This window comes from Allobosea sp., from assembly GCF_030695125.1.
Lineage (GTDB): Bacteria > Pseudomonadota > Alphaproteobacteria > Rhizobiales > Beijerinckiaceae > Allobosea.
Genome location: NZ_JAUYTP010000029.1, coordinates 476785 through 502405 on the forward strand (window position 1 = coordinate 476785; position 25621 = coordinate 502405).

Annotated in this window: 22 protein-coding genes; 16 read left to right on the top strand and 6 right to left on the bottom strand. The window is 68.5% G+C overall.

Annotated features, from left to right (window positions below):
- Window positions 1-55: 55 nt before the first annotated feature.
- Both flgF and Q8S38_RS10730 read right to left on the bottom strand, forming a co-directional pair.
- Window positions 56-778 (bottom strand): flagellar basal-body rod protein FlgF, encoded by a 723-nt coding sequence (gene flgF / locus Q8S38_RS10725; RefSeq protein ID WP_305680405.1) that lies wholly within the window; start codon window positions 776-778, stop codon window positions 56-58.
- A 2-nt stretch (window positions 779-780) separates the two neighbouring features.
- A complete protein-coding gene (locus Q8S38_RS10730) occupies window positions 781-1566 on the bottom strand; it encodes a DUF1217 domain-containing protein (protein ID WP_305680406.1) in 786 nt (261 codons plus the stop codon).
- A gap of 161 nt (window positions 1567-1727) precedes the next feature.
- On the opposite strand from Q8S38_RS10730, the gene motA reads away from it, so the two are divergent.
- The 6 genes from motA to flhB are packed head-to-tail and all read left to right on the top strand — an operon-like array spanning window position 1728 to window position 6485.
- Complete coding sequence (gene motA / locus Q8S38_RS10735; protein WP_305680407.1) at window positions 1728-2627, top strand: flagellar motor stator protein MotA; 900 nt, start codon at window positions 1728-1730, stop codon at window positions 2625-2627.
- Complete coding sequence (locus tag Q8S38_RS10740; RefSeq protein WP_305680408.1) at window positions 2627-3574, top strand: flagellar motor switch protein FliM; 948 nt, start codon at window positions 2627-2629, stop codon at window positions 3572-3574. Before motA ends, Q8S38_RS10740 begins: the two co-directional genes overlap by 1 nt.
- Window positions 3555-3872, top strand: coding sequence for a hypothetical protein (locus Q8S38_RS10745; protein ID WP_305680409.1), 318 nt, complete (start codon window positions 3555-3557; stop codon window positions 3870-3872). The genes Q8S38_RS10740 and Q8S38_RS10745 overlap by 20 nt, the downstream gene beginning before the upstream one ends.
- 32 nt (window positions 3873-3904) lie before the next feature.
- Window positions 3905-4306: a flagellar motor switch protein FliN gene (fliN, locus tag Q8S38_RS10750; protein ID WP_305680410.1), complete on the top strand. Its 402-nt coding sequence runs from the start codon at window positions 3905-3907 to the stop codon at window positions 4304-4306.
- Between the two features lie 14 nt (window positions 4307-4320).
- On the top strand, window positions 4321-5379 hold the full coding sequence (locus Q8S38_RS10755) for a flagellar motor switch protein FliG (protein ID WP_305680411.1): 1059 nt from the start codon (window positions 4321-4323) through the stop codon (window positions 5377-5379).
- Window positions 5380-5420: 41 nt separating this feature from the next.
- Complete coding sequence (gene flhB, locus Q8S38_RS10760) at window positions 5421-6485, top strand: flagellar biosynthesis protein FlhB (protein WP_305680412.1); 1065 nt, start codon at window positions 5421-5423, stop codon at window positions 6483-6485.
- A gap of 24 nt (window positions 6486-6509) precedes the next feature.
- Here flhB and Q8S38_RS10765 read toward each other — a convergent pair whose 3' ends face one another.
- Window positions 6510-6902, bottom strand: a complete 393-nt coding sequence (locus Q8S38_RS10765; RefSeq protein WP_305680413.1) for a VOC family protein — start codon at window positions 6900-6902, stop codon at window positions 6510-6512.
- A 215-nt stretch (window positions 6903-7117) separates the two neighbouring features.
- Here Q8S38_RS10765 and Q8S38_RS10770 point away from each other — a divergent pair, with 215 nt between their 5' ends.
- From Q8S38_RS10770 to Q8S38_RS10800, 7 genes are all read left to right on the top strand, one after another.
- A complete protein-coding gene (locus tag Q8S38_RS10770; RefSeq protein ID WP_305680414.1) occupies window positions 7118-8371 on the top strand; it encodes a flagellin N-terminal helical domain-containing protein in 1254 nt (417 codons plus the stop codon).
- 169 nt (window positions 8372-8540) lie between these two features.
- Window positions 8541-10166, top strand: coding sequence for a flagellar basal-body MS-ring/collar protein FliF (fliF, locus tag Q8S38_RS10775; RefSeq protein WP_305680415.1), 1626 nt, complete (start codon window positions 8541-8543; stop codon window positions 10164-10166).
- Window positions 10163-10831, top strand: a complete 669-nt coding sequence (locus Q8S38_RS10780) for a FliH/SctL family protein (RefSeq protein WP_305680416.1) — start codon at window positions 10163-10165, stop codon at window positions 10829-10831. The genes fliF and Q8S38_RS10780 overlap by 4 nt, the downstream gene beginning before the upstream one ends.
- A gap of 35 nt (window positions 10832-10866) precedes the next feature.
- Window positions 10867-12138 carry a MotB family protein gene (locus Q8S38_RS10785; RefSeq protein ID WP_305680417.1) on the top strand — a complete coding sequence of 424 codons (1272 nt, stop codon included), beginning with the start codon at window positions 10867-10869 and terminating at the stop codon, window positions 12136-12138.
- Window positions 12139-12176: 38 nt separating this feature from the next.
- Complete coding sequence (locus Q8S38_RS10790) at window positions 12177-13388, top strand: chemotaxis protein (RefSeq protein WP_305680418.1); 1212 nt, start codon at window positions 12177-12179, stop codon at window positions 13386-13388.
- Window positions 13385-14608 carry a flagellar hook-length control protein FliK gene (locus Q8S38_RS10795; RefSeq protein WP_305680419.1) on the top strand — a complete coding sequence of 408 codons (1224 nt, stop codon included), beginning with the start codon at window positions 13385-13387 and terminating at the stop codon, window positions 14606-14608. Before Q8S38_RS10790 ends, Q8S38_RS10795 begins: the two co-directional genes overlap by 4 nt.
- Window positions 14556-15137 carry a transglycosylase SLT domain-containing protein gene (locus tag Q8S38_RS10800; RefSeq protein WP_305680420.1) on the top strand — a complete coding sequence of 194 codons (582 nt, stop codon included), beginning with the start codon at window positions 14556-14558 and terminating at the stop codon, window positions 15135-15137. Before Q8S38_RS10795 ends, Q8S38_RS10800 begins: the two co-directional genes overlap by 53 nt.
- Before the next feature lie 10 nt (window positions 15138-15147).
- Here Q8S38_RS10800 and Q8S38_RS10805 read toward each other — a convergent pair whose 3' ends face one another.
- The 3 genes from Q8S38_RS10805 to Q8S38_RS10815 are packed head-to-tail and all read right to left on the bottom strand — an operon-like array spanning window position 15148 to window position 20093.
- Window positions 15148-16260, bottom strand: coding sequence for an ABC transporter permease (locus Q8S38_RS10805; protein ID WP_305680421.1), 1113 nt, complete (start codon window positions 16258-16260; stop codon window positions 15148-15150).
- Between the two features lie 3 nt (window positions 16261-16263).
- Window positions 16264-19026 (bottom strand): ribosome-associated ATPase/putative transporter RbbA, encoded by a 2763-nt coding sequence (gene rbbA, locus Q8S38_RS10810; RefSeq protein ID WP_305680422.1) that lies wholly within the window; start codon window positions 19024-19026, stop codon window positions 16264-16266.
- Window positions 19023-20093 carry an HlyD family secretion protein gene (locus Q8S38_RS10815; RefSeq protein ID WP_305680423.1) on the bottom strand — a complete coding sequence of 357 codons (1071 nt, stop codon included), beginning with the start codon at window positions 20091-20093 and terminating at the stop codon, window positions 19023-19025. Before Q8S38_RS10815 ends, rbbA begins: the two co-directional genes overlap by 4 nt.
- Window positions 20094-20375: 282 nt before the next feature.
- On the opposite strand from Q8S38_RS10815, the gene Q8S38_RS10820 reads away from it, so the two are divergent.
- From Q8S38_RS10820 to Q8S38_RS10830, 3 genes are all read left to right on the top strand, one after another.
- Entirely contained in the window at window positions 20376-20819 is a 444-nt protein-coding gene (locus tag Q8S38_RS10820) for a MerR family transcriptional regulator (RefSeq protein WP_305680424.1), read from the top strand.
- Window positions 20820-20967: 148 nt separating this feature from the next.
- A complete protein-coding gene (locus Q8S38_RS10825) occupies window positions 20968-21855 on the top strand; it encodes an alpha/beta fold hydrolase (RefSeq protein ID WP_305680425.1) in 888 nt (295 codons plus the stop codon).
- 337 nt (window positions 21856-22192) lie between these two features.
- On the top strand, window positions 22193-25618 hold the full coding sequence (locus tag Q8S38_RS10830) for a helicase-related protein (RefSeq protein ID WP_305680513.1): 3426 nt from the start codon (window positions 22193-22195) through the stop codon (window positions 25616-25618).
- The last annotated feature ends 3 nt before the right edge of the window (window positions 25619-25621 follow it).

Genomic DNA, 25621 nt, shown 5'->3' on the forward strand with positions numbered 1-25621 from the left:
GATCCTTCGGATCTATCGCAAGCTTTGGGGGCCGAGGCCGGGAAGAGGCGGGCGCTCAGCCCTCGCCGAGCGAGCGGATCGCGCCATCGACGGCCTTCTCGCCCTTGTCGATCGCGTTGGCCGCACTCTCGAAGGCCCGCGTCACGGCGATCAGCTTGGTCATCTCGCGGATCGGATTGACGTTCGAGCCCTCGACATAGCCCTGGCGCACGCCATTGATGACGAAGTCGAGGATCGGCACCGCCGGCCGGTCGGGAACCACCCCAGAATTGTCGCGGCGCTCCAGCTGGGCGTTGGGGTCGATTGCAAACAGGCCGATCGCGCCGACCTGCTGGTTGCCCTGCCAGATCATGCCGTCCTTGGCGATGGTCGGCGGGCCGCCCTCGGGGTCGAGCTGCATCGGCGCGCCCCCGGCATCGAGCACGGCGTGGTCCGACAGCGTCCGCAGCTCGCCTTGCGGCGACATCTTCATCCGTCCGTCGCGGGTGTAGACGGTGCCGGCCGGGGTGTTGATCGCCAGCCAGCCATCGCCTTCGACGGCGACGTCGAGCGGGTTGCCGGTCTTGTCGAGCCCGCCCTGGATCCGGCTGATATAGGTCTCGCCGGGCGAGGCGAAGGCAACCGCATCCTGCCCCTTCTTCGACAGGAAGGTGCTGAACTTGACCTCCTCCGCCCGGAAACCCGCCGTGTTCATATTGGCGACGTTGCGCGCCAGCGTCTCCATGCGCTTCTCGAGCACGAGCTGGGAGGACAGGCCGACATAGATCGACGATTGCATGGTCAAATGCCCCCGAGGCGCAGGTTCTGGATGCTGAACAGCACGTCGGTGCTGACCCCGGCCGCGACCGGCGGCCCGACGAGGATCGTCAGCGCGCTGCTGGCGGCAGCCTGGCTCGCGCCGATATCGGCGAGCGAGGTGAAGCGCAGCAGGAAATCCTTGACGCCCTCGGCATCTTTCAGCGTGGCGAAGTCGAGCTTCTTGGCGATCATCTCCGCCTGCTTGTCGATCGGGATCATCGAGGTCGAGGACGGGATGCCAAGCGCGGTCTGCACCACCTTCAGCAGCGCCGGGTCGGCCAGCACCTCATAGGCGTTCTTGATGCCGGACGCCTTGCGCTCGAAATACAAAGCCAGCCGCACATTCTCGTTCTGGCTGCCCTGCTGCTCCTCGAAGACCTGGCGGACATAGCGCTCCGCGATCGGCTTCTGGGTCTTGTCGAAACTCGTCGTCGCCGAGCCGTAGCGGGCGAAATTGAACGTCGTCGCCAGCTCCTTGTAGCGCGGGTCGGACAGCTTGTTGGCGAAGGTGTTGGACCCGTCGACGCCTTCGCTCAACACCTTGCGGATCAGGCCCTTGGCATAGGTCATCTCCTCGAGACCGAAGGCCTTCATGGCAAACCGGTAGATCCGGTCATTGGCCATGAAGTCGTCGATCGATTTGATCTCGCCGATATGCTCGAGATAATGCGCCGTCTCGTTGGCGGTCTGCGGCACAGCGGCCGCGCGCTCCAGGGATTTGGGCAGGTTTCGCGCCACCGCCTGGAAAGCCATCGTCGTCGTGGTCATCGCACCCTCTCGGCGCCAGAAGCGTCATGTCCGCTCGTCTTGAGCCATGCTCCCGCGCAAGGCTTGCGCGGGCCTGACCCAGTGCAGCGCCAGTCTTTTCAGCCTCGCGCAAGCCAGATCGACTAGCGCTTCACTTGCAGATTGCGAGAAGGAGCCGGGCGTTGAGCGTATTGGTGGGATTGTTGATTGCCGTCGGCTCGCTGATCGGCGGCTTCGCTGCGATGGGCGGCCATGTCGCCGTGCTCTGGCAGCCCTGGGAATTGGTCATCATCCTGGGGACCGCGGTCGGAACGTTCATCATCGCCAATCCGATGAAGACGGTGACCGACACCGGCACCGCCGTCGTCGAGGCGATGCGCAACCAGACGCCGAGCCAGGCGCATTACTTCGCCGTTCTCGGCGTGCTCTATGCGCTGATGCGCGAACTCCGCAACAAGGGGCGCGCCGAGATCGAGCAGCATATCGAGACGCCCTATGAATCGACGCTGTTTGCAGCTCATCCCAGCGTCCTCGCCGATCCCCTGCTGACCACCTTCATCTGCGATTATTTCCGGCTGATCATCGTCGGCAAGGCGCAGGCCCATGAGGTCGAGGCGCTGCTCGACGAGGAGATATCGAGCCATCTCCAGGACCGGCTGAAACCCTATTACGCGCTCGGCACCGTCTCGGAGGCCCTGCCCGCGCTCGGCATAGTCGCCGCCGTGCTCGGCGTGATCAAGGCGATGGGCGCGATCGACCAGTCGCCCGCGCTGCTCGGCGGCTTCATCGGCGCCGCGCTGGTGGGCACTTTCGCCGGCATCTTCTTCTCCTATGCGGTGATCGGGCCGATCTCGCTGAAGATCAAGACGACCCGGGAGAAGCAGGCGCGCGTCTACATCGTGGTGAAGCAGACCCTGCTCGCCTTCATCAACGGCGCCGCCCCGCAGGTCGCGCTGGAATATGGCCGCAAGGTCATCGCCTCGGCGGAGCGCCCCTCGATCGACGAGGTCGAGGACAAGACCATCAGCGGCGCGGGCCAGCGCACGCCCGCCAATGACCGCGCCCAGAAGGAAGCCGCCTGATGAGCACCGCGACCCAAGCGATCCGCGAGGACAAGCTGCTCGAATCGACGGGCATCTCGATCGATCGCCTGCCGATGCTGCGCATGGTCTTCGACCGGCTCGCCACCGGCTGCGCCGACGCCGTGCGCCAGATGTCGACCTCGCCGACCTATTTCTCCGTCGCCAATGTCCAGAGCCAGCGCATCGGCGACGCGCTCAACGCTCATGCCCACAACACCATCGCCGGCATCTTCCACTCGCCGGAATGGGATTCCCGCATCCTGATCGGCTTCGACCGCGACTTCATCTTCACGCTGATCGAGGTGCTCTTCGGCGCTGATGGCAGCGAGCGGCCCTACAAATACGAGCCCGACTTCCCCGATGACGAGCGGCCCTACACGCCCATCGAGATCCAGGTCGCGCAATCGCTCTTCGAGCTCGCCGCGCAGAACCTGCAGGCCGCCTTCAGCCCGGTCTGCGACGTGCGCTTCCTCTTCGAGCAGGTCGAGACGCGGATGTACTTCGCCGCCATCGGCAGCCGCAGCAACCTCGCGGTCAAGTCGCAGTTGCTGGTCCAGGGCCTCGACAACTGCGGCCAGATGTTCGTCATCATCCCGCAGACGGCGCTGAACCCGATCCGCCAGAGCCTCACCCGGGTCGTCTCCGGCCACACCACGGTCAAGGACCAGCGCTGGACGCGGCAGATCCAGACAGAGGTCCACAAGACCGAGGTCAAGCTGCAGGCGATCCTCGAGGAGCGTCCGATGACGCTGGGCGAGATCAGCGCCCTCCAGATCGGCCAGGTCATCGAGCTGCAGGCCTCGCCACGCTCGCCGATCCGCCTCCAATGCAACGACGAAACCGTCTTCTGGTGCCAGCTCGGCCAGCGCGACGGGTCCTATGTCCTGCGCGTCCAGGACAGCGCCAACCAGGAACAGGAGTTTTTCGATGATCTTCTATCTCGGTGAAGCCGTCCTCTTCGCGGCCCTGCTGTTGACCAGCCTGCAGGTCCTGCGGATGCGCCGCGAACTGAAGCGCATGCGCGCCTATCATGCCGAATTCCAGCAGGTCTTCGGCAAGACCGAGGCCGCGCTCGAAGCGATCCAGTCCACGGTCCGCGACCTCCAGGCCAATGGCCGCCAGGTCATCGAGGAGCTGGGCCTGCGCATCGATGCCGGCCGTCGCCTGGTCGGCGACATCGACACCCTCGGCACAGCCACCGGCGCCGCGCGCACCGGGGCGGGCCGCCGCGCCAACGCCGCCTGAAGCCGGGCACGCAATCTCTCCGGGAGACCGTCATGAAGAAGCCGACCAAACCGATGAAGCTGAGCGATCTCGCGCTTGCCCAGGACGGGGCCGACGTGGATCTGCTGGAAACCGCAGCCTCCGACACCGAAAGCCCCGAGGGCAGCGACACGCCGGTCGCATCGGACGACCCGCTCAATCTCGAAGCCGTGCTGCGCATTCCCGTCACCATTCAGGTCGTGCTCGGCAGCGCCACGATGCAGGTCGCCAATCTGATGAAGCTGCGCCGCGGCGCGGTCGTGCCGCTCGACCACCGCGTCGGCGAACCGGTCGACGTCGTCGTCAACGGCCGCATCGTGGCGCGCGGCGAGGTCGTCATCGTCGAGGACGACAACAGCCGATTCGGCGTCTCGCTGACCGAGATCGTCGGCGTCCAGGCCAAGTTCGAAGAGTGAGGCAAGGGCACACGATGACGGCGAGCGCGAAAGACAACCGGGCCGGCGCCACGGCGGCCGCCTCGACCGGCCGGGCGTCGCCGCTCGGCGGCGCCGGCAAGGCGGCCGTGCTCGTCCTGGCGATGGGCAAGCCGCTGGCCGGGCGGATGCTGAAGCATCTCGACACCGCCGAGGTCCGCGCGCTGATGCGGCGCGCCTCCGAACTCGGCCCCGTCGCCGCAGACGACATCGCAGATCTCGTCGATGAGTTCAGCGACCAGTTCTCCCGTGGCATGAACCTCGTCGGCTCGCCGAGCGAGGTGCAGAAGCTGCTCACCGGCGTGCTGCCGCCCGAGGAGATCACCGAGATCATCGGCGAAACCGCCGAGGCCGCCAACCGCTCGATCTGGGACCGCATCTCGCAGATGCCCGAAAGCGCGCTGGCGGGGTACCTCGCCAAGGAGCATCCGCAGACCGCCGCCTATGTGCTGTCCAAGCTCAAGCCGTCCTGCGCCTCGCGCGTCATGACGCAATGGCCCGCCGACAAGCGCCACGAGCTGATGCGCCGCATGCTCAACCTCAAGCCGGTGGCCGAGCAGCCCGCAGGGATCGTCGAGAAGGCGCTCTATGAGGGCTTCACCCTCAACCTCTCGCGCAACAAGGGCGCCGACACCCATGCCCGCATGGCCGACATCCTCAACAAGATGGACAGCCACGACATGGAGGAGGCGCTCGGCAGCCTGCAGCGCATCCGGCCGGAATCGGCCGAGATGCTGAAGGGCCTGCTCTTCACCTTCGACGACATCGTCAAGCTCTCGGCCCGCGCCCGCATGGCGATCTTCGACCAGGTCCCGACAGACCGGCTCGTGCTCGCCCTCAAGGGCACGGAGGCCGGGTTCCGGGATCAGATCCTGTCCTCGCTCGCCGCCCGGGCACGGCGCATCGTGCAGCAGGACCTCGAGAACGGCGAGCCGGCGCTGCAGCGCGAGGTGGTCGACGCCCGTCGCGCCATCACCGACGTGGCGCTCGAAATGGCCAGCCGCGGCGAGATCGAACTCAATCCCGAGCGTGAAGAGGGCGCCTATTTCCAATGATCGGCCAGGGGCGATCATTACCGAAGGGGGGATAGAGAACGGTGTCCGAACAGGACCAGGAGAGCAAGACCGAGGAGGCCTCCGAGAAGAAGGTCCGCGACGCCGTCGAACGCGGCAACACCCCCTCCTCCAAGGAGGCGCCGATCTTCGCCAGCATCGCGGCGACGCTGATCGCCGGCGTCTTTCTGGTGAAGGCCGGCGCCGGCGGCCTGACGCGCTTCCTCTCGGATTTCCTGAGCGATCCGGCCGGCTTCGACGTCTCGACCAGCGGGAACACGACGTCGCTCCTGCTCCACGCGATCATGCAGTCCGGCCTGTTTCTCTGGCCCATCTTCGCGCTCTTCCTGGTCTTCGGGCTGAGCGCTGCCTTCCTCCAGCATCCTCCCCAGCTCGCCCTCGAGCGGATCAAGCCGCAATGGTCGCGGCTCTCGCCGTCCAATGGCTTCACGCGGATTTTCGGCAGCCAGGGCCTCGTTGAATTCGGCAAGTCATTGGCCAAGTTCGCCGCCATCACGGTGACCGTCTGGCTCATCCTCAAATCGGACAAGAACACGGTGGTGACGGCCATGCTGAGGGACCCCAGCGCGATACCGGAGCTGATCCTGACGATCGCGATCCGCCTGCTCTCGGCGGCCTGCGTCGCGACGATCGTGATCGTCGCCATCGACCTGGTCTGGACGCAGAAATTCTGGCGCCGCTCGCTGCGCATGACCAAGCAGGAGGTCAAGGACGAGCACAAGCAGGCCGAGGGTGACCCGATCCTGAAGTCCCGCCGGCTCTCGCTCGCCCGCGACCGCGCCCGCAACCGCATGATGGCGGCCGTGCCCCGTGCCACCGTCATCATCGCCAACCCGACCCATTACGCCGTGGCGTTGCGCTATGTGCAGGAGGAGGGCGGCGCGCCGCTGGTGCTGGCCAAGGGCACCGACCTGATCGCGCTCAAGATCCGCGAGATCGCGGAAGCCAACGACATCCCCGTGGTCGAGGACCGCGCGCTCGCCCGCTCGCTCCACGCCGCCGTCCAGCTCGACCAGATGATCCCGCCGGAATTTTACAAGGTCGTCGCCGAGCTGCTCTGCCTCGTCTATGCGAAGAAGGTCGCGTGAGGCCGAGGCCGCATGTGGTCGCGGTCAGTATTCGGCGTAGATCTCGATGATGTTGTCCTCCGGATCGCGGAAGAACAATGTTCTGTGCCGCCAGTTCGGCAGATCGGTCGGCCCGCGCAGGATCGGCACGCCCCTGGCGACCAGCTCCGCATGGCACGCGTCGACCTGGGGCGGCGCCACGCGGAAGGCGAGCTGGACGGCCGCCGACCCCGGCAGGGCGGCGCCGTCATCGCAGACGCTCCAGACGCCGCGCGGCCGCAGGGCGAGCAGCGCCGCACCGACCCGGAAATTGACCCAGTTCTCCAGATCGACCTCGATCGGAAACTGCATCACATCGCGGTAGAAGGCGCGCGTTTCCGCCAGCCTTCGACACAGGAGGACGGTGTAGTCGAGGTTGGTGATACCGCCGAGAGCCATCGAGCCCGTCTCCCATAAGACCCGATGGACCTTGTCGCACCGCGCAGGTCGCTTTGCCAGCGCCAGCCTCGCGCAAGCTTCCCCCGCTACACAGGCCCCATGGCAGGTTGACCCGATGGGTGCGTCCCCGGCGTCAAAGGCATGAAGCCGCCCTGCCATCCCGGTTGAAATCCGGAATGTTCCCGCCAATCCCTTCCAGATTGAGGAACATCATCATGACCAGCCTGCTCACCAACACCTCCGCCATGACTGCGCTGCAGACGCTGACGCAGACCAACAAGAACCTCGCCCAGTCGCAGAACCGCATCGCCACCGGCCAGCGCGTCTCGACCGCCTCCGACAACGCCGCGTATTGGTCGATCGCCACCACGATGCGCTCGGACAACAAGGCGCTCGGCGCGGTGCAGGACGCTCTCGGCCTTGGCGCCGCGACCATCGACACGATGTACACCGGCCTGAACGGCACGGTCGAAGTCGTCTCGGAGATCAAGGCCAAGCTCGTCGCCGCCCGTACGCCCGGCGTCGACCGCGACAAGATCCAGAGCGAAATCGGCGAACTCCAGAAGCAGCTCCAGAACACGGCCGACTCCGCGGTGTTCAACGGCGAGAACTGGATCTCGGTCGACTCGACGGCGGCGAGCTACAATGCCACCAAGTCGGTCGTCTCGTCCTTCTCCCGCGCCGGTGGCCAGGTCCAGGTCGACACCGTCACGGTCGATCTGAACGCGATCAAGCTCTACGACGCCAACCTCGACACCGCCTATGCGGCGCAGGCCTTCCCGACCATCTCGACGGCGGCCCGCGATCCCCTGCTCGACGTCGGCGGCAACATCACCGTCACCGTCGGCGCGGCTCCGGCCCTCAACATCGCGGTTGCCGCCGGCACCTCGCTGAAGGACATCGCCAAGGAGATCAACAAGCTCGGCATCGAGGGTCTGTCGGTCGGCATCAACACCGCCGGTGACGCCCTGTCCTTCAAGAGCCGCAACGACGAGGACGTCGCCATCGACGCCAGCGTCGCCGGCCTTGGCGCTGCCGTCACGCTGACGGCGCTGGCGACCCCTGTCGACAGCAACAAGGGCATCCTGGACAAGACCTACGATGCCTATACCGGTTCGGCCTGGGAGACCTTCTCCGTCGCCGACATCGACATCTCCAAGCTGACCGACAACGCCACGGACCTCGCCAAGCTCGAGACCTACATCTCGGCGGTCGACGACGCCCTGGGCACGATCACCGATGCCGCCACCAATCTCGGCGCCATCAAGAACCGCATCGGCCTGCAGCAGGACTTCGTGAAGGCCCTGAAGGACTCGCTCGATCGCGGTATCGGCCAGCTCGTCGATGCGGACATGAACGCCGAATCGACCCGCCTCCAGGCGCTGCAGACGCAGCAGCAGCTCGGCATCCAGGCGCTGTCGATCGCCAACTCCGGCAGCCAGAGCATCCTGTCGCTCTTCCGCGGCTGACGCGAACGGCACATCCACACGCCAGACAGGGCCGCGCTCTCCCCCGGGAGCGCGGCCTTTTTCCGTTTCGGCGGGATCTATCGGTGGATCACCGCCCCCCCCCGCAATGCTCGCGCAAGGCTGGGCAAGCACACTCCCGTCATAACGTCCGCCGCTCAAAGGAACGACGATGCCGGGTCGCCATTACGCTGAAGAAATCTGGCTCAACCTCCAGCAACTCGGCCCCCGGCGTCTGGCGGCTCTGGCCGCGATCGGGCTGTTCGTCTTCGCCGCCATCGGCATCAGCGCCTATTATCTCAGCCGCCCCGAGATGTCGGTGCTTTATAGCGGCCTCCAGCGCGAGGACGTCAACCGCATCGGCGCCGCCTTGCAGGAATCCGGCGTCGTCTTCGACGTCAATTCCGAGGGCACGCAGGTACTCGTCAAGCCGTCGCAGGCCGCACAGGCCCGCATGCTGCTCGCTGAGAAGGGCCTCCCGCGCAGCACCAGCGGCGGCTACGAGCTCTTCGACAAGCTCGGCTCGCTCGGCCTGACCTCCTTCATGCAGGAGATCACCCGCGTCCGCGCCATGGAGGGCGAGCTCGCCCGCACGATCCAGCTGATGCGCGGCGTCAAGGCGGCGAGCGTCCATCTCGTCCTCGCCGACAAGGGCTCCTTCCGCCGCGACCAGCAGCCGGCCTCCGCCAGCGTCGTGGTCCGCACCGAAACCTCGGGCGCCGGCAATGTCGCGCAGGCGATCCGCCATCTCGTCGCCTCCGCGGTGCCGGGCCTCTCGACCGAGAAGGTCACGGTGCTCAACACCGACGGCACTCTGCTCGCCACCGGCGGCGAGGCCGGACAATTAGGCTCGGCCAAGCTCGCCGGGCTGCAGCAGAGCGTCAACCGCGAGATCCAGGACAATGTCCGCAAGGCGCTGACGCCCTATCTCGGGCTCGAGAACTTCGAGATCAGCGTCGCCACCGACCTGAACACCGACCGCAAGGAAACCAGCGAGACCGTCTTCAACCCGGATTCCAAGGTTGAGCGCTCGGTCCGCGTCGTCCGCGAGAACGACACCTCCCAGAACGCCGCGACGCAGGAGCCGACCACCGTCGAGCAGAACGTGCCCGAGCGCGCCGTCCGGGCCGACGGCGGCCAGCGCTCCAGCGAAGAGAAGCAGCGCCGCGAGGAGCTGACCAACTACGAGATCTCCTCGAAGAAGACGCAGACCGTCAGCGACGGCTACGCCATCGCCAAGATGTCGATCGCGGTGCTGATCAACCGGCCGCGCCTGATCGAATCGCTGGGCGCCGCGCCGACGCCGGACGTCATCGAGGCCCGCCTCGAGGATGTCCGCCAGGTCGTCGCCTCCGCCGCGGGCGTCAACGGCCAGCGCGGCGACAACATCAAGGTTCTCGCCGTCGACTTCCTGCAGGGCAGCCGCACGCTGGAGCCGACCGCGCCGATCGGCGTCGGCGAGACGCTGCTGCGCCAGTCCGGCACGCTGATCAACGCCGTCACGATCCTGGGCCTCGCCGCGCTGATCATCTGGTTTGGCCTGCGGCCCTCGATCAACGCAATCCTCAAGCGCCCCACCCCGCCCGCGCTGACGACGCTCGCCGAGGACGCCGCCGTATCGGGCGTCGATCCCCAGCTCCAGATCGCCGGCGGCGAGATCGGGCTGAACCTGATCGGCGATCTGACCAGCGCCTCGCAGCGCTCGCCGCTGCGCAAACTGGAGCAGCTCATCGACTTCAACGAGGTCCAGGCGGCCGCGATCCTGAAGCAGTGGATCCATGAAGGAGAGCGCGCGTGAAGCATCGCCCCGCCGCCGATTTCATCCCGAGCTTCGATGTCGAGGACATCGCCATCGAAGTCCTTGCCGAGACGGTGACCGGGGCGGCCGATCCCGAGGACATCGAGCTGCCCTCGTTTCTTCCCAAGACGCCACGCGAGCCGCCGCCCGATCTCGACGCCATCTTCGAGCGCGGCCGGCGCGCAGGCCTCGCCGAGGGCCGCGCCGAAGCCGAGATGCAGGCCCAATCCCTGAAGGACGAGGCGGAAGCGGCGCTCCAACAGGCGCGCCAGGCCTGGGCGGACGCGGTGGCGGAGCCGCTCGCGACCCGGATCCCCGACGCCCTGGCCGCGCTGGGCGAGAACCTCGCCGACGTGACCGGGCGACTGCTGCGGCCTTTCCTGGAAAGCGAGATGGCCGATGCGGCCAGCCGGGCGCTGATCGACCAGCTCCGGCCGCTGCTGTCGGGTGACGACGGCGTGCTGATCCGCGTCAGCGGACCCGCCAGGCTGGTCGAGACGCTGCGCCAGGTGTTCCCGGCCGGCTGCGCCGTGGAGTTCACCGAAACCGACGCCACCGATGTCAGCATCGTCGTCGGCGAAACCACCATCGAGACGCGCATCGAGGCCTGGGTCGCCAGGCTCCAGGGCCGGGGCCCCGACCGCCGCCGCCGGCCGGCGGCCTGACCTGACGGTCTTGCAAGAATCGGAAACGAGCGATCATGGACAACGACCGTCAGGACATCATCATCGTCCGCCGAGGCGCGGGCCGGCAGACCGACCAGATCAAGACCGGCGTCTGGAAGATCGCGCATGCCGACTTCATGACGGCGATGATGGCGCTGTTTCTCGTGCTCTGGCTGGTCAATTCGACCAATCGCGAGACGCGCCAGACGGTCGCCCAGTATTTCAACCCGATCAAGCTCTCGGACACGACCTCCGACCGCAAGGGCGTGCGCAACCCGCAGGATGCCGAGCCCGGCGAGGTGGACAGCACGAGCCGCCATGATGGCGACCAGGTCGGCGCCGCCAAGACCGGCTCCGACCGACGCCCGAGCGCCTCGCTCAAGGACCCGGGCCAGGGCAAGGCGGCTTTCGAAGACCCCTATGCGATCCTGGCCGAAATTGCCGCCGCCAAGCCCGAGCCCGGCTCCGACCGTGCCTCGACGCTGACGCTCGGCGTCACCGGCAAGCCCGGGATGAATGGCGGCGAGGCGTTGCGCGACCCCTTCGATCCGAACTTCTGGCGCCAGACGCCGCAGACCGACAAGCCAAGCAGGCAGGAGGCCTTCGCCGGCGATGCCGCGCCGGCGCCAGCGCCGGGCAGCGCCCCGCAGGCGCAGCCGGCCTCGCAGGCGACGGCGATGGCCGACGCTGCCGCTTCGCAGTCCGGCGCAGCCGCAAGCCGCGACGGCCGCGCCATCCCGCCGCCCGCAAACCCTCCCGCCGCGTCCTTGCCGATGTCGCCGCGCCCGGCGGCCACCGAAACAGTGCCGGCCGCGCAACCCGGCACGGCGAAATCGCGTGCCGACGAGGCCGTCGCCTCCGCCATCGCGAGCGCCATCACCGGCAGCCGCAACGCCGCGCCCCGCAGCGACCAGCCGCAGGTCGATGTGCGCCAGACCGATGAGGGCGTCCTGATCAGCCTGACCGACAACGCCAATTTCGGCATGTTCGGCATCGGTTCGGCCGAGCCGCATCCGCAGACCGTCGAGGCCATGCAGCGAATCGCCACGGTTCTGGGCCAGCGCGACGGCGCGATCGTGATCCGCGGCCACACCGATGCGCGCCCCTTCCGCGACGGGCGCAGCGACAACTGGCGGCTCTCCACCGCCCGCGCCCATACCGCGCAGGATCTGCTGATCCAGGGCGGCATCAACCAGGCCCGGATCGAGCATATCGAGGGTCATGCCAGCCGCAGGCCGCGCGCCAGCGACCCCAACGCCGCCGAGAACCGCCGCATCGAGATCCTGATCCGGGAGAAGAAGGCATGATGCGCCTGGCCGGTCTTTGCCGCGCAGCGGCTGTCTGTTTGGCCACAGCCCTTGCCCTCGCCGTTGCAACCCCCTCGGCGAAGGCGCAGGTGCAGTCCAGCCAGAGCGCCGCCCCCGCGCCGCCCTATCAGTTCGTGCGCACGCTGCAGTCGCTCCAGAACGAGGCGGCGGCGGGCAACCGCGCCGCCCATGCCGCCCAGGGCAAACTGCTGCGCGATCTCGAACAGGCGATGACGGCCCAGCCGGCCGAGGTCTGGGACGATCCGCGCAACACCCGCGCCGCGGTCCAGTATGTGCTGAGCGGCGGCCAGCCCGGCGTGCTGGCGGACCTCGTCAAGCGCGGCGAGCCGGCCGGCCTGCCGAAAGGCCTCGCCGAGGGCGCGCTGGCCTATGTCATGGGCGACAGCGGCCAGGCCCGATCACTGCTGGGCTCGCTCGATCCCGCGAGCCTGCATGAATCGCTGGCCGGGCACCTCGCTCTCGTGCAGGCGACGCTGATCCTGCGCAACGACCAGAAGCGGGCCCTGCAGCTGCTGGACCAGGCACGGCTGCTGGCGCCCGGTTCGCTGGTCGAGGAGGGCGCGCTGCGCCGGGCGGTCTTCATCGCCGCCGAGATCAACGATCTCGACCGGCTGGAGAAGGCCACCGCCCAGTACATGCGCCGCTTCGACCGCTCGGTCTATGCCGAGCATTTCCGCCAGAGCTTCGCGACCGGGCTGGTGCGCTTCGACATCGGCCGCGACCCCGAGAAGTTCCCCAGGCTGGTCGCGACGCTGCGCGCCTTCGACCGCGAGCAGCAGCGCGCCGTCCTGCTGATCATCGCCCGCGACGCCCTGGTCCGCGGCCGTTTCGAACAGGCGCGCCGCGCCGCCGAGGAGGTCGCGCGGATCCCCGGCGCCGATCAGGCCACCATCGCGCGGGCCTCGCTTTACAGGGCCGCCTCGCGCATCGGCATCGACCCGGGCGATGGCGCGCTTGAAACGCTCAGGAAGATCGATGCCAACCGGCTGCCGCCCGACGAGAAGGACATCCTCCAGACGGCCTTGCGCGTCGCCAGCCACATCGTCGATGCGCCGGCCGGCCCGACGCAGACGCCAGCGCAGATGGGGGCGGCCGCCGCCGAGCCCGCCGATCTCGACCCGCGCGTGAAACGCATCGTCGCGACCGCCGAGCGCAGCCTGGCCCAGGCCAGGGCGCTGCTCGACGGCCAGCCCTCGAACGCCGCCAAGCCGGGAGAGTCCAGGCCATGAGCCTTCTCGAAACGCCCTTCGCCGCCCCCGGGCGCAATACTGGAACCGCGGGCCCGGAGGCTGCGAAGAACCCCAAAGCCAAGCTGGGGCCCGGCGGACGCGACGAGCGCGGCCAGGCCTTCCGCTCCCTGCTCCAGAATGTCGACAAGGCCGCCAAGACCGCCCCGCAGCCGAAGACGGCCGAGGTCGCGCCGGGCGAGACCGGCGCCAATGGCGAGGGCCCGGTCGCGGATCTGCTGCTGGAAGCGCTGGTCCCCGCCGCCCTGCCCGAGCCCGCTGCCGCGACCTCCGGCACCGCCGACGCCGCACGCCTGCTGCTCGGCGCGCTCCAGACCCCCGCCCGCGAAGCCCAACCGGACAGCCGAAAGGAGCCCGGCTCGCGGCGCGACGCCTTCGCCGCACTCAACAGCGCGCTTGCAAGGGCGGGAACGGGAGTAACTGCTGACAACGCGGCCGGCGCCGAGCCGGGCATCGCGATGCCCAGCGACACGACCGCGCCGACCGACCTGCTGGGCCTCGCCGATCTCGGGAAACTGTCCGAACCGAAACCCGATGCGCCGGGCCGACCGGACAAGGCGGCCGGGGAGCTTGCGCCCGACAAGCCGCTGTCGATCACCGTGGTCCGGCAGGAAACCCATCTGCCGCCGGTGCTGCGGCTGTCGCCGCTCCAGCAGGTGGCCGAGCCGATCCGCCAGGCCTCCGCCGAACTCAGCCCGGCACGCACGCAGGAGGTGCCCGACCTCGCCGCGGACCGGCCGGCCGGCATCGCCGCGCCGACCAAGATCCTGCACATCCAGCTCAGCCCGGTCGAGCTCGGCAGCATCGTCGTCAAGCTGCGGATCTCGCAGGGCGGCATGGAGGTCCGGCTCGAAGCCAGCCGCGCCGAGACCGCCCAGATGCTCGCCAACGACCGCGAGGCCCTGCGCGAGATCGTCAAGGCGAGCGGCTATGCCCTCGACCAGGTCTCGGTCGAGACCGTCCATGTCGACCAGACCACCCCCGACCCCCGCCCCGGCGGGCAGGAGGCGGCCAACCGGGACGGCGCCAGCGAGGCGCGCGCGGGTGCCCGTGACGGCCGCGGCTTCGATCAATCCCGCCAGGGCGAGCGCCAGGAGCCGCAGAGCCGCAGCCGGGAACCCGATCCAACCCTCACACCGGAGGACACCCATGAGCCACGCGAGATCCGCCGCCCTGGCCGCGATCCTGATCGCTATCTGTAGCTTCTCGACGCCGGCCGCCGCGCAGACCGTCTGCGAGGAGCACATGATCCGCGTCTCGAAGGCCTACGACATCCCCGTCGGCGTGCTCTATTCGGTCGGCCTGACTGAAAGCGGGCGGCGCAATTCGCTGCAGCCCTATGCGCTCAACATCCATGGCCGCGCCTTCTTCGGCGCGAGCAAGCAGGAGGCACTGGCCGAGTTCCACACCTCGCGCGCCAAGGGCAAGAAGCTGATCGACATCGGCTGCATGCAGATCAACCATCACTACCACCGCGACCAGTTCCCCAGCCTCGACGCCATGTTCGACCCGGCGCTGAATGTCGAATACTCCGCCAAGTTCCTGAAGCGGCTGAAGGCCCGCCACACGACCTGGACCATGGCGGTGGCGCGCTATCACGCGGGGCCGCACAACAACCCGGCCCAGCATCGCTATGTCTGCACCGTGATCCGCAACATGGTCGCCACCGGCTTCGGCCAGTGGACCGACAATGCGCGCTCCTTCTGCGGCGCGAAATACGCCCGCTCCTGAGGCAACGCCCTCAGCGCAGGAAACGCCGGAAGCGCCGCAGCGACACGGCAAAGAGCGCCGCGCCGATGCCGATGAGGGCGAGCAATTGCGGCCAGACCACATCGAGTCCCGCCCCGCGGAACAGCACCGCCTGGGCGAGGATGACGAAATGGGTGTTGGGCGCCGCCAGCATGATCGTCTGCACGATCTCGGGCATGCTCTCGCGCGGCGTCATGCCACCCGAGAGCATCTGCAGCGGCAGCAGCACCATCATCAAGAGCAGGCCGAACTGCGGCATCGAGCCGGCGATGCTGGCGAGGAAGATGCCGAGCGAAGTCGTGGCGAAGAGCAGCAGCGCGGCTCCGAGCAGGAAGAGCGGGATGCTGCCCTCGATCGGCACGCCGAGCAGGCCCTGGACGACGATGATCAGCGACAGCGCCGAGGCGACGAGCACAACCAGCCCCATCGACCAGACCTTGCTCGTCATGATCTCGAACGGAGTCACCGGCATCGCCAGCAGGTGTTCGATCGTGCCGTGCTCGCGCTCGCGGATCAGCGCCGCCCCGGTCAGCACGATCGAGAGCATGGTGATGCTCAAGACGACGTTCATCACCGCGCCGAACCAGCCCTTGTTGAGCTCGGGGTTGAAGCGCAGGCGCTGGACGAGCTCGACCGGCGACGCCGCCGCCCCGCGCGCCCGCTGGCTGAACTCCATGATCTCCGCGCCGACGATGTTCTGGATGTAGACATTGCCGCTGAAGGCCTGGGTCATCCGCGTCGCGTCGATGTTGAGCTGGATCGCGGGCTTTCGCCCCGCGAGCAGGTCGCGCTGGAAATTGGGGGGAATGTCGAGCGCGAAGGTGTCGAGCCCGGCATCCATGCGCCGGTCCATCTCGGTGGCGGTGATCACCCGCGGCGGCGTGAAATAGGGCGGGTAGAACGCCGTGACGATGCGCGAGGAGAGCGGCGAGCGATCCTCATCGACGATCGCGATGGCAGCGCGGTTGAGCGTCTCCGGCACCGCCTTGGTCTGGCTGTAGATCGCGAGAGTGAAGCTGTAGACGATCAGGACCAGCAGGGTCGTGTCGCGCAGAAGCCCGCGGATTTCCTTGATCCCGAGATGGAGGATGTTTGCCGGCCGCATCGCTCACCGCGCCTGTTTCTTGAGGAGGAGCGTGGCGATGCCGAGCAGCACCGGCACGGCGATCAGCAGCGGCACGAAGCTCCCCCCGAGATCGCCGAAACCCAGGCCCTTCGAGAAGGTGCCACGCGAGATCGTCATGAAATGCGCGGTCGGATAGATCCGCCCGACCAGCGCGCCCACCCCCTGCAGCGAGGAGACCGGGTCGGTCATGCCGGAGAACTGCGTCGCCGGCAGCAGGGTCAGGATCGTCGTGCCGAAGATCGCCGCGATCTGGCTGGTCATGAAGCTCGAGATCAGGAGCCCCATCGCAGTGGCCGCGACCACATAGACGAAGGCCGCAGTGGCGAAGGCCAGCAGATCGCCCGTGAACGGCACCCGGAAGACAAAGACGGCAAAGAGGGTCAGCAGCAGCGCATTGACGAGTGCGAGCGCGACATAGGGCAGCTGCTTGCCGAGCAGGAACTCGAACCGCGTCACCGGCGTGACATAGAGGTTGATGATCGAGCCCAGCTCCTTTTCCCTGACGACGCTGAGCGCCGCCAGCATCGCCGGGATCATCAGCAGGAGCAGCGGGATCACCGCCGGCACCATGGCGACGAGGCTCTCGATATTGGGGTTGTAGCGATAGCGCGTCTCGATGCGGAACGCGGCGCTGGCCGCATCCTCGCCCAGCAGCAGGCGCATCTTCTGCGTCAGCCAGGCGCTGTGCAGGCCCTGGACATAGCCCTGCACGGTCTCGGCCCGCTGGGGCATTGCCCCGTCGATCCAGGCTGCGACCTGGACCGGCCGGCCCCGCGCGAGATCACGGCCGAAGCCGGGAGGGATCTCGATGGCGAGCGCCAGTTCGCCGCGCCGCATCCGCCGGTCGAGATCGGCATAATCGACGATGGGGGCCTTCTCGACGAAGTAGCGCGATCCGGCCATGCCCAGCGCATAATCGCTGCTGGCGAGCGACTGGTCGTGATCGAGGACGGCGAAGGACAGCTTCTCGACGTCGAAATTGATGCCGTAGCCAATCACGAACATCAGCAGCAGGCTGCCGACCAGCGCCAGCGTGGCGCGGATCGGGTCGCGCCGCAGCTCCAGCGCCTCGCGCCGCGTGTAGCTGAGCATCCGGCGCGGATCGAACAGCCGCCGCTGCGCATGCGCGGCGGCCACCGGCACGGCGTCGGGCTGCGGAGCCGCCGGCGGGGGTTGCGCTGGCGCCCCGGCCTCGCCGATCGCCTCCTCCAGATAACCGATGAAGGCGTCCTCCAGCGTGGCGCTGCCGCGCTGTGCGACGATCGCCGCGGGCGTGTCGCTGACCAGCACCCGGCCAGCATGCATCAGGGAGATGCGGTCGCAGCGCTGCGCCTCGTTCATGAAATGGGTCGAGATGAAGATGGTGACGCCGTCCTGCCGCGAGAGATCGACCAGGATCTGCCAGAGCCCGTCGCGGGCGATCGGGTCGACGCCCGAGGTCGGCTCGTCGAGGATCAGGATCTCCGGCGCATGGATCAGCGCCACCGCCAGCGACAGGCGCTGGCGCAGGCCGAGCGGCAGCGCGTCCGGCAGCGCATCCATCACGGAGGCGAGGTCGAACCGCCGCGCCATCTCGGCGACACGGGCGGGAATGCTCTCCGGCGGCAGCTGGAACAGGCGGGCGTGCAGGTCGAGGTTCTGCGCAACCGTGAGTTCGGAATAGAGCGAGAAGGCCTGCGACATGTAGCCGACGCGCTGGCGCACGCGCATGTCGCGCGGATCGACCTCTGCACCGAACAGCCGGGCCCGGCCCTCGCTGGCGGCCAGAAGCCCGGTCAGCATCTTCATCGTCGTCGACTTGCCGCAGCCATTCGAGCCGAGGAAGCCGAAGATCTCGCCGCGCTGGATCCGGAAGCTGACCCGGTCGACCGCGACGAAATCGTCGAAGCGCATCGTCAGCCCCTCGGCTTCGATGGCGATCTCGGCATGGGTCTCCGCGTCGCGCGGCGCAATGACGACGGCATGGTGGAGCTTGCGCTTCTCCTCCGGCAGCAGCGCGATGAAGGCCTCGTCGAGCGTGGCAGCGCCGGTCTGCGCCAGGAGGTCCGCCGACGCACCCGTGGCGAGGACGCGTCCTGCATCCATCGCCACCAGCCAGTCGAACCGCGCCGCCTCTTCCATATAGGCGGTGGCGACGACGACACTCATGCCGGGTCGCCCGGCGCGGATCGTGTCGATCAGCTCCCAGAACTGGCGCCGCGACAAAGGATCGACGCCCGTGGTCGGCTCGTCGAGGATCAGCAGGTCGGGATCGTGGATCAGCGCGCAGCACAGGCCGAGCTTCTGCTTCATGCCGCCCGAGAGCTTGCCCGCTGGCCGATCGGCAAAGGGGCGCAGCCCCGTGCGCTGCAGCAGGTCGGCGATGCGGGCCTCGCGCTCGGCCCGGCCCTGCCCGAACAGCCGCGCGAAGAAGTCGACATTCTCGAACACCGACAGCGTTGGATAGAGGTTCTTGCCGAGGCCCTGCGGCATATAGGCGATGCGCGGGCAGGCCGCGCGCCGATGCGCCGCATCCGCCATGTCGCCGCCGAGCACCGTCACCGAGCCCGCCTGGATCACGCGTGCGCCGGCCACGAGGGACAGGAGGCTGGACTTGCCGACGCCGTCCGGGCCGATCAGCCCCACCATGCATCCGGACGGAAGATCGAGGCTGACCGCCTCGAGCGCCCTCGTCTTGCCGTAGCTCAGGCCGACGCCGACGAGGCTGACGACCGGCGCCCCGGCCACAGCCGGAAGGGCGCTCATTGCACGAGGCCGGTCTGCAGGCGCTGCGGCCAGGCCGCCTGCGGATCGAGCTGGACATAGGCGATGCCCGGCAGCCCGGTCTTCACCTGCTGAATGTGTTTGCGCAGCAGCGCGGGCGGAATCTGCGCCTTGATGCGGAACATCAGCTTCTCGCGCTCCTGCGTCGTCTCCACCGTCTTCGGCGTGAACTGGGCGACATCGGCGACGAAGGAGATCGAGGCCGGGATGACGAGCCTCGGCGCCGCGTCGAGCACGATGCGCGCCTGCGCGCCCATGGCGACGCGCCCCGCCTGCCCGGTCGGCAGGAAGAAGGTCATGAACACGTCCTCGAGATCGACGAGGTTGAGCACGCGCCCGCCGGCCGCGACGACCTCGCCAGGTTGGGCGACGCGGTATTGCACGCGGCCGTCGCGCGGCGCCTTGAGCGCGCTGTCGTCGATATCGGCGTCGAAGCGCCTCACCGTCGCCTTCGCCGCCGCCACCGCGGCCTGCGCCCCGACGACCTGAGACACGGCCGAGCTGATCGCGGCCTCGCTGGCGGCGAGCTGGGCCTTGGCGGCGCCGACGGCGGCCGTCGTCCCCTGCGCCCGCGCCCGGTCGTCATCGAGCACCTGGTCGGAGACGTTGCCGCGCTCGGAGAGCTGTTCCGAGCGGGCGAGCTTCCGGCGGGCGGCGTCGAGCTCGGCCTCGCGCTGGGCGACGACCGCCGTCGCAGCGGTTTTCTCAGCCTGGCGCTGGACAACGAGGCTGCGGGCGGTGTCGACCGCGATTACCGCCCGCTCCTGCTGCGCCTGCGCCTCGGCGCGCTGGGCCTCGAGGGTTTCGGTGTCCATCCGCGCGACGATCTGGCCGGCCGTGACGAAATCGCCCTCATTGGCCAGCATCTCCCTGATCCGGCCGGAGACGCGCGCCGCCACGTCGATCTCCACCGCCTCGATGCGGCCATTACCGCTGGCGAGGCCCTCCGGCAGGTCGCTGGCGGTGAGCCGCTGCCAGGCGAAGTAGCCGCCGCCGGCCAAAAGGATCACAGCCGCCGGCAGCAGCCAGCCACGTTGCGGAGTTTTCATCGGGGAGGCCTTTTGCGCAGGGGTTGACGGGCTGACCGTTCGCGCATCGATGCGCCCCAGCAACGGCCAAGGATCTGGTTGCGCGCAGCACGGCTCCGCCCGTCACGTCCTGCACGGATTCAGCATTCACCCAACCGACCCGGCGGGCATTGATCGAGGTCAAGACGGCGTGGGGCACAGGACGGCCTGGGGAACCAGTCCCCGAGAGCGACGATCGGCCCCTGCTGACTTCGCCCTCGCAAGGACTATGATCTCCAGTCACTAGAGGTTGGAGATCCCATCATGCCGGCGCCGCGCCTCGAAACCGTCATGCCGATCGGAGCGCTGGCCGAGCGCACGGGCGTGAAAGTGGAGACGATCCGCTATTACGAGCAGGTCGGGCTTTTGCCGCCGCCGGAACGCTCGGAAGGCAATCAGCGCCGCTATGGCCTGCGCCATGTCGAGCGCCTCGCCTTCATCAAGCATGCCCGCGACCTCGGCTTCGCCGTCGATGCGATCCGCACCCTGCTCAATCTCTCCGACAATCCGGCGCTGGCCTGCGACGAGGCCCATGCCATCTCGGTCTCCCATCTCGCTGATGTCCGGCACAAGATCGCCCGGCTGCGCTCGCTCGAAAAGGAGCTCGAACGCATCGCCGCGGCCTGCTCGGGCGGCGTGGCCGCTTGCGATTGCGCGATCATCGAGGCCTTGGCCGATCACAGCCAATGCCGCCACGCTGCGCACTGACAGCACGGCGCGCCGCCACTTGAACAACCGATGGCAGGCCGATGGCGGCTGTGGAGAAACGGGCCGGCCGCATCGTCGGCCAGCGCGTTTCGATTGCGGCGCAGGGCGGGCAGGCGCTACCGTTGGACAAAGGGCTTCGGGAGAGACCATGTCCAGCGACTTCGCCACTCCACCCGGTCTGCGCCATCGCCAGATCGCGGTGCGCGACACGACGCTGCATGTCGCCGAGGTCGGCTCCGGGGCACCGGTTCTGTTGCTGCATGGCTGGCCCGAATTCTGGGCGACATGGCTGCCCCTGATGAACCGGCTCCACCCCCAGTTTCACCTGATCGCACCGGACCTCCGCGGCTTCGGCGACAGCGCCAAATCATCGGCCCCGCGCAGCGACGTCGGCGCCAACAGCCATGCCGACGACATGGCCTCGCTGGTGGCCGCGCTGGGCTTCGACACGGTCGGCGTCGTCGGCCACGATGTCGGCGCCTATGTCGCGCAGGCGCTGGCGCGGCGCCATCCTCAGCTGGTCGATCGCCTGCTGTTCTTCAACTGCCCGACCCAGAGCATCGCGGGTCGCTGGGTCCATGACGGCCATGTCAACGAGGTCTGGTACCAGTCCTTCCAGCAACTGGCCCTGGCCGAGGCGCTGGTCGGCCTCAGCCGCCAAAGCTGCGCCTTGTATTTCTCGCATTTCCTGTCGCATTGGTGCCACCGCAAGGAGGCTTTCGATCCGGCGCTCGAGCTGTGGATCGACAACTTCATGAAGCCCGGCAATCTGCGCGGCGGCTTCGACTGGTACCGCAGCCAGAACGCGTCGCGCCTGGCCGCCATCGACGGACACCCGACGCCCTCCGTGCGCATCCACCATCCGACGCGGGTGCATTGGGGCCGCCACGACCCCGTCCTGAGATCGGAATGGGCGGCCTTCGTGCCGGAGCATTTCGACGCGGCGGAGGTCACCTTCTGCGAGAGTGCCGGCCATTTCGTGCATGTCGAGGCACCCGACGAAGCAGCCGAGGTTTTCGCGGGGTTTTTCGGCTGAGGCCCGCCATCATGGCCGGCGGCGATGCGACGCCTCTCGTTTCCCGGCCGAACGTGCATAGATAGTCTCCTGCACAGGACGGGGCGGAGGGCCGCCAGCGTCGGAGCGCAAAGGACAGGCGATGCCGGTGTTCCGATTCCGCCAAGCACGGCGCCCAGCGGCGCCGTCTCGGCCTAGCATGAAGAACGAAACCCGATTCTGCCGGAGTCAGCGATTCGGGCCCGCTTCGTTCAGGGCTCGTTCCGCGTCCTAGTTGATTCTCGCGTCGCGCGCCGTCTGCAGACGCCCTAAGGGCGTCGCCGCCGCGACGCCACACCTCACGATCGGCTGCGACTTGATCCCTCCGCGCTCCCTGCCCCCTTCGGTCCGCGCCCTCGGCGTCACCGCCGTCCTCGGCCCGACCAACACCGGCAAGACCCATCTCGCGATCGAGCGGATGGTCGCCCATCCGACGGGCATGATCGGCCTGCCCCTGCGCCTGCTGGCGCGCGAGGTCTATCAGCGCGTCGTCGACAAGGTCGGCGCTGAAGCCGTCGCGCTCGTCACCGGCGAGGAGAAGATCAAGCCGGCTCGGCCGCGCTTCTGGGTCTGCACGGTCGAGGCGATGCCGCGCGATCTCGCCGTCGATTTCGTCGCGATCGACGAGATCCAGCTCGCCGCCGATCTCGACCGCGGCCACGTCTTCACCGACCGTCTGCTCAACCGCCGCGGGCGGGCCGAGACCATGCTGATCGGCGCCGGCACGATGAAGCCGGTGATCGAGCAGCTCATCCCCGGCGTCCATGTCGTGACGCGCCCGCGCCTCTCGCAACTCATGTTCGCCGGCGACCGGAAAATCACGCGCCTCGCGCCGCGCTCGGCCATCGTCGCCTTCTCGGTCGAGGAGGTCTACGCCATCGCCGAGCTGATCCGGCGGCAGAAGGGCGGCGCGGCGGTGGTGCTCGGCGCGCTCTCGCCGCGCACCCGCAACGCCCAGGTCGAGATCTACCAGTCCGGCGACGTCGATTATCTCGTCGCCACCGATGCGATCGGCATGGGCCTCAATCTCGATGTCGACCACATCGCCTTCGCCGCCGACAAGAAATATGACGGCCACCATTTCCGAAAGCTGAACCCGGCCGAGTTCGGCCAGATCGCCGGGCGTGCCGGGCGCCACCTCCGCGACGGTACCTTCGGCACCAGCGGGAGATGTCCGCCCTTCGAGGCCGATCTCGTCGAGGCGATCGAGAACCACCGCTTCGAGCCGGTGCGCCAATTACAGTGGCGCAACACGGATCTCGATTTCCGCTCGGTCGCGCAGCTTCTCGACAGCCTGAACCTGCAGCCCAGCGAGCCGGGCCTGACGCGGGCCCTGATCGCCGAAGACATGACGACGCTCGAGAATTTGGCCCGAGATCCCGACGTCAAGGCGCTGGCGCAGGGACGCCCGGCGGTCGAGCGGCTCTGGGAGGTCTGCGGCCTGCCCGACTACCGCAAGATCGCGCCGCAGCAGCATGCCGACCTCGCGACCACGCTTTATCTGCGGCTGATGCGCCATGGCCGGCTCGATATCGACTGGTACCGGGCCCAGCTTTCGGCGCTCGATCGCACCGATGGCGAGATCGATACGCTGTCCGCGCGCATCGCCCAGGTCCGCACCTGGACCTTCGTCGCCAACCGTCCGGACTGGTTACCTGATCCGGAGCATTGGCAGGGGGTTGCGCGTCTTGTAGAGGACAAACTCTCGGATGCTCTGCACGAGCGTCTTGCGAGCCGATTTGTCGACCGGCGCACTAGCGTGCTGATGCGCCGTTTGCGGGAGAATGCGATGTTGGAGGCTGAGGTCACCACGACGGGCGACGTGCTCGTCGAGGGCCAGCACGTCGGAATGCTGCAGGGTTTTCGCTTCACGGCGGACCCGAAGGCCGGCGGGCCGGAGGCGAAAGCCTTGAACATGGCGGCGATGAAGGCGTTGGCCAGCGAGATCGAGGCCCGCGCCGCGCGGGTCGTTCTCGCCGGAGACGATGCCTTCGTGCTGTCGCATGACGGCCTGCTGCGCTGGATCGGCGAGCCGGTCGCGCGCCTGGTCGCCGGAGAGAAGGCGATCGAGCCGCGCCTGCGGCTGCTCGTCGAGGAGCATCTTGCAGGCCAGGCTCGCGAGCAGGTCGAGGCCAGGCTTCAACTCTGGCTCAAAACCCATGTCACCCGGCTGCTCGGGCCCTTGCAGATGCTGGAGGACGCCACGACGGCGACCGGCATCGCCCGCGGCATCGCCTACCAGACCGCAGAATCGCTCGGCGTGCTCGAGCGCACCAAGGTCGGCGAGGAGATGAAGGCGCTCGACCAGGAGGGCCGTGCCGCCCTGCGCAACCTCGGCATCCGCTTCGGCGCCTTCCATCTCTACGTCCCCGCCTTGCTCAAGCCGGCGCCGCGCGCGCTGGCCGCCCAGCTCTGGGCGCTCAAGCATGGTGGCCCCGAATTGTCGGGGCTTGACGACATCGCCCATCTCGCAGCCTCGGGCCGGACCTCCTTCCCGGTCGACAAGGCCGTACCGAAGGGGCTCTATCGCGCCGCCGGTTACCGCGTCTGCGGCGAGCGCGCCGTGCGCGTCGACATCCTGGAGCGCCTCGCCGATCTGATCCGGCCCGCCATCGCCTATCGCCCCGGCTTGACGCAGGGGACGCCGCCGACCGGAAGCGCCGACCAGGACGGCTTCGTCGTCACCGGCGCGATGACCTCGCTCGTCGGCTGCGCCGGCGAGGACTTCGCCTCGATCCTGCGCTCGCTCGGCTATGTCTCGGTGAAGCGTCCCGGCCCGGCGATCACCGTGCCGCTGGCGGCTGCGCCGGCCAGGCCCGCCGCGTCGCCGGCCGTCCAGACAGAACCCGCAGCGCCGGCGGAGGATCAGCCCGCCTCGGTCGCGGCGGAGGGCGGCCCGCCGGACGCCCCGAGCGAACCCGCGCCCGACGCAGCGCCTGCAGAGACGGTTGCGGCGCAAGACGCGCCAGAGCCCACCGAGATCGCGCCCATCGAGGCCGAGTTCGCCGAGCCGACGACGGACACCGATGCGCCCGCGGCCGAAACGCCCGACGCCCCGATCCTGACGCAGGATGAGTTGGAAGCGCCACGCGAGCCGGTTCCAGCCGACATGATGTCGGCGCTTCCGACAGCGCCGGCCGAACCGGCCGCCGAGGTGCAAGACGACGCTCCCCAGGCCGAAAGCGACGCGGTTCCCGCCGCTCCGGCAGAACCCGAACTGATCGAGGTCTGGCGCCCGCACCGCCACCAGGGTGGCCGGCGTCCCGAACCGGCACGCGGCCCGCGCGAAGGCGCGGGCGCTCCCGGCGAACGCCAGCCCGGCGGGCGTCGTGGCGACCGACCCAACCGCGGGCCTCGCCCGGGCGCGCCGCGCCGTGACGGCGAGACACCCGCGGCGCCCTTGGCAGCTTCGGGAGAGGCCGGTGCGGTCGCTGCAACCGCGCCGCGGCCCGAGCGCGAGGCGCGGCGCGACGAGCGGCCTCGGTCCGGCCCGCGCGGGCCACGCCCCGAGGGCCAGGGACACAAGCCCGGTCAGGGCCGCCCCGAGCAGAATCGCGGGCCACGGCCCGATTTCAAGCGGGACGGGCGCCCCGGTGGCGACAGTGGACCGCGTCGCGACGACCGTGGTGGCGAGCGGTTCCAGCAGCCGCCCCGGCCGCGCCCCGCCGATCGCGAGCCCGATCCGGATTCGCCTTTCGCCAAGCTCGCCGCTTTGAAGGCGCAGCTGGAAGGCCGCAAGAGCTGAGCC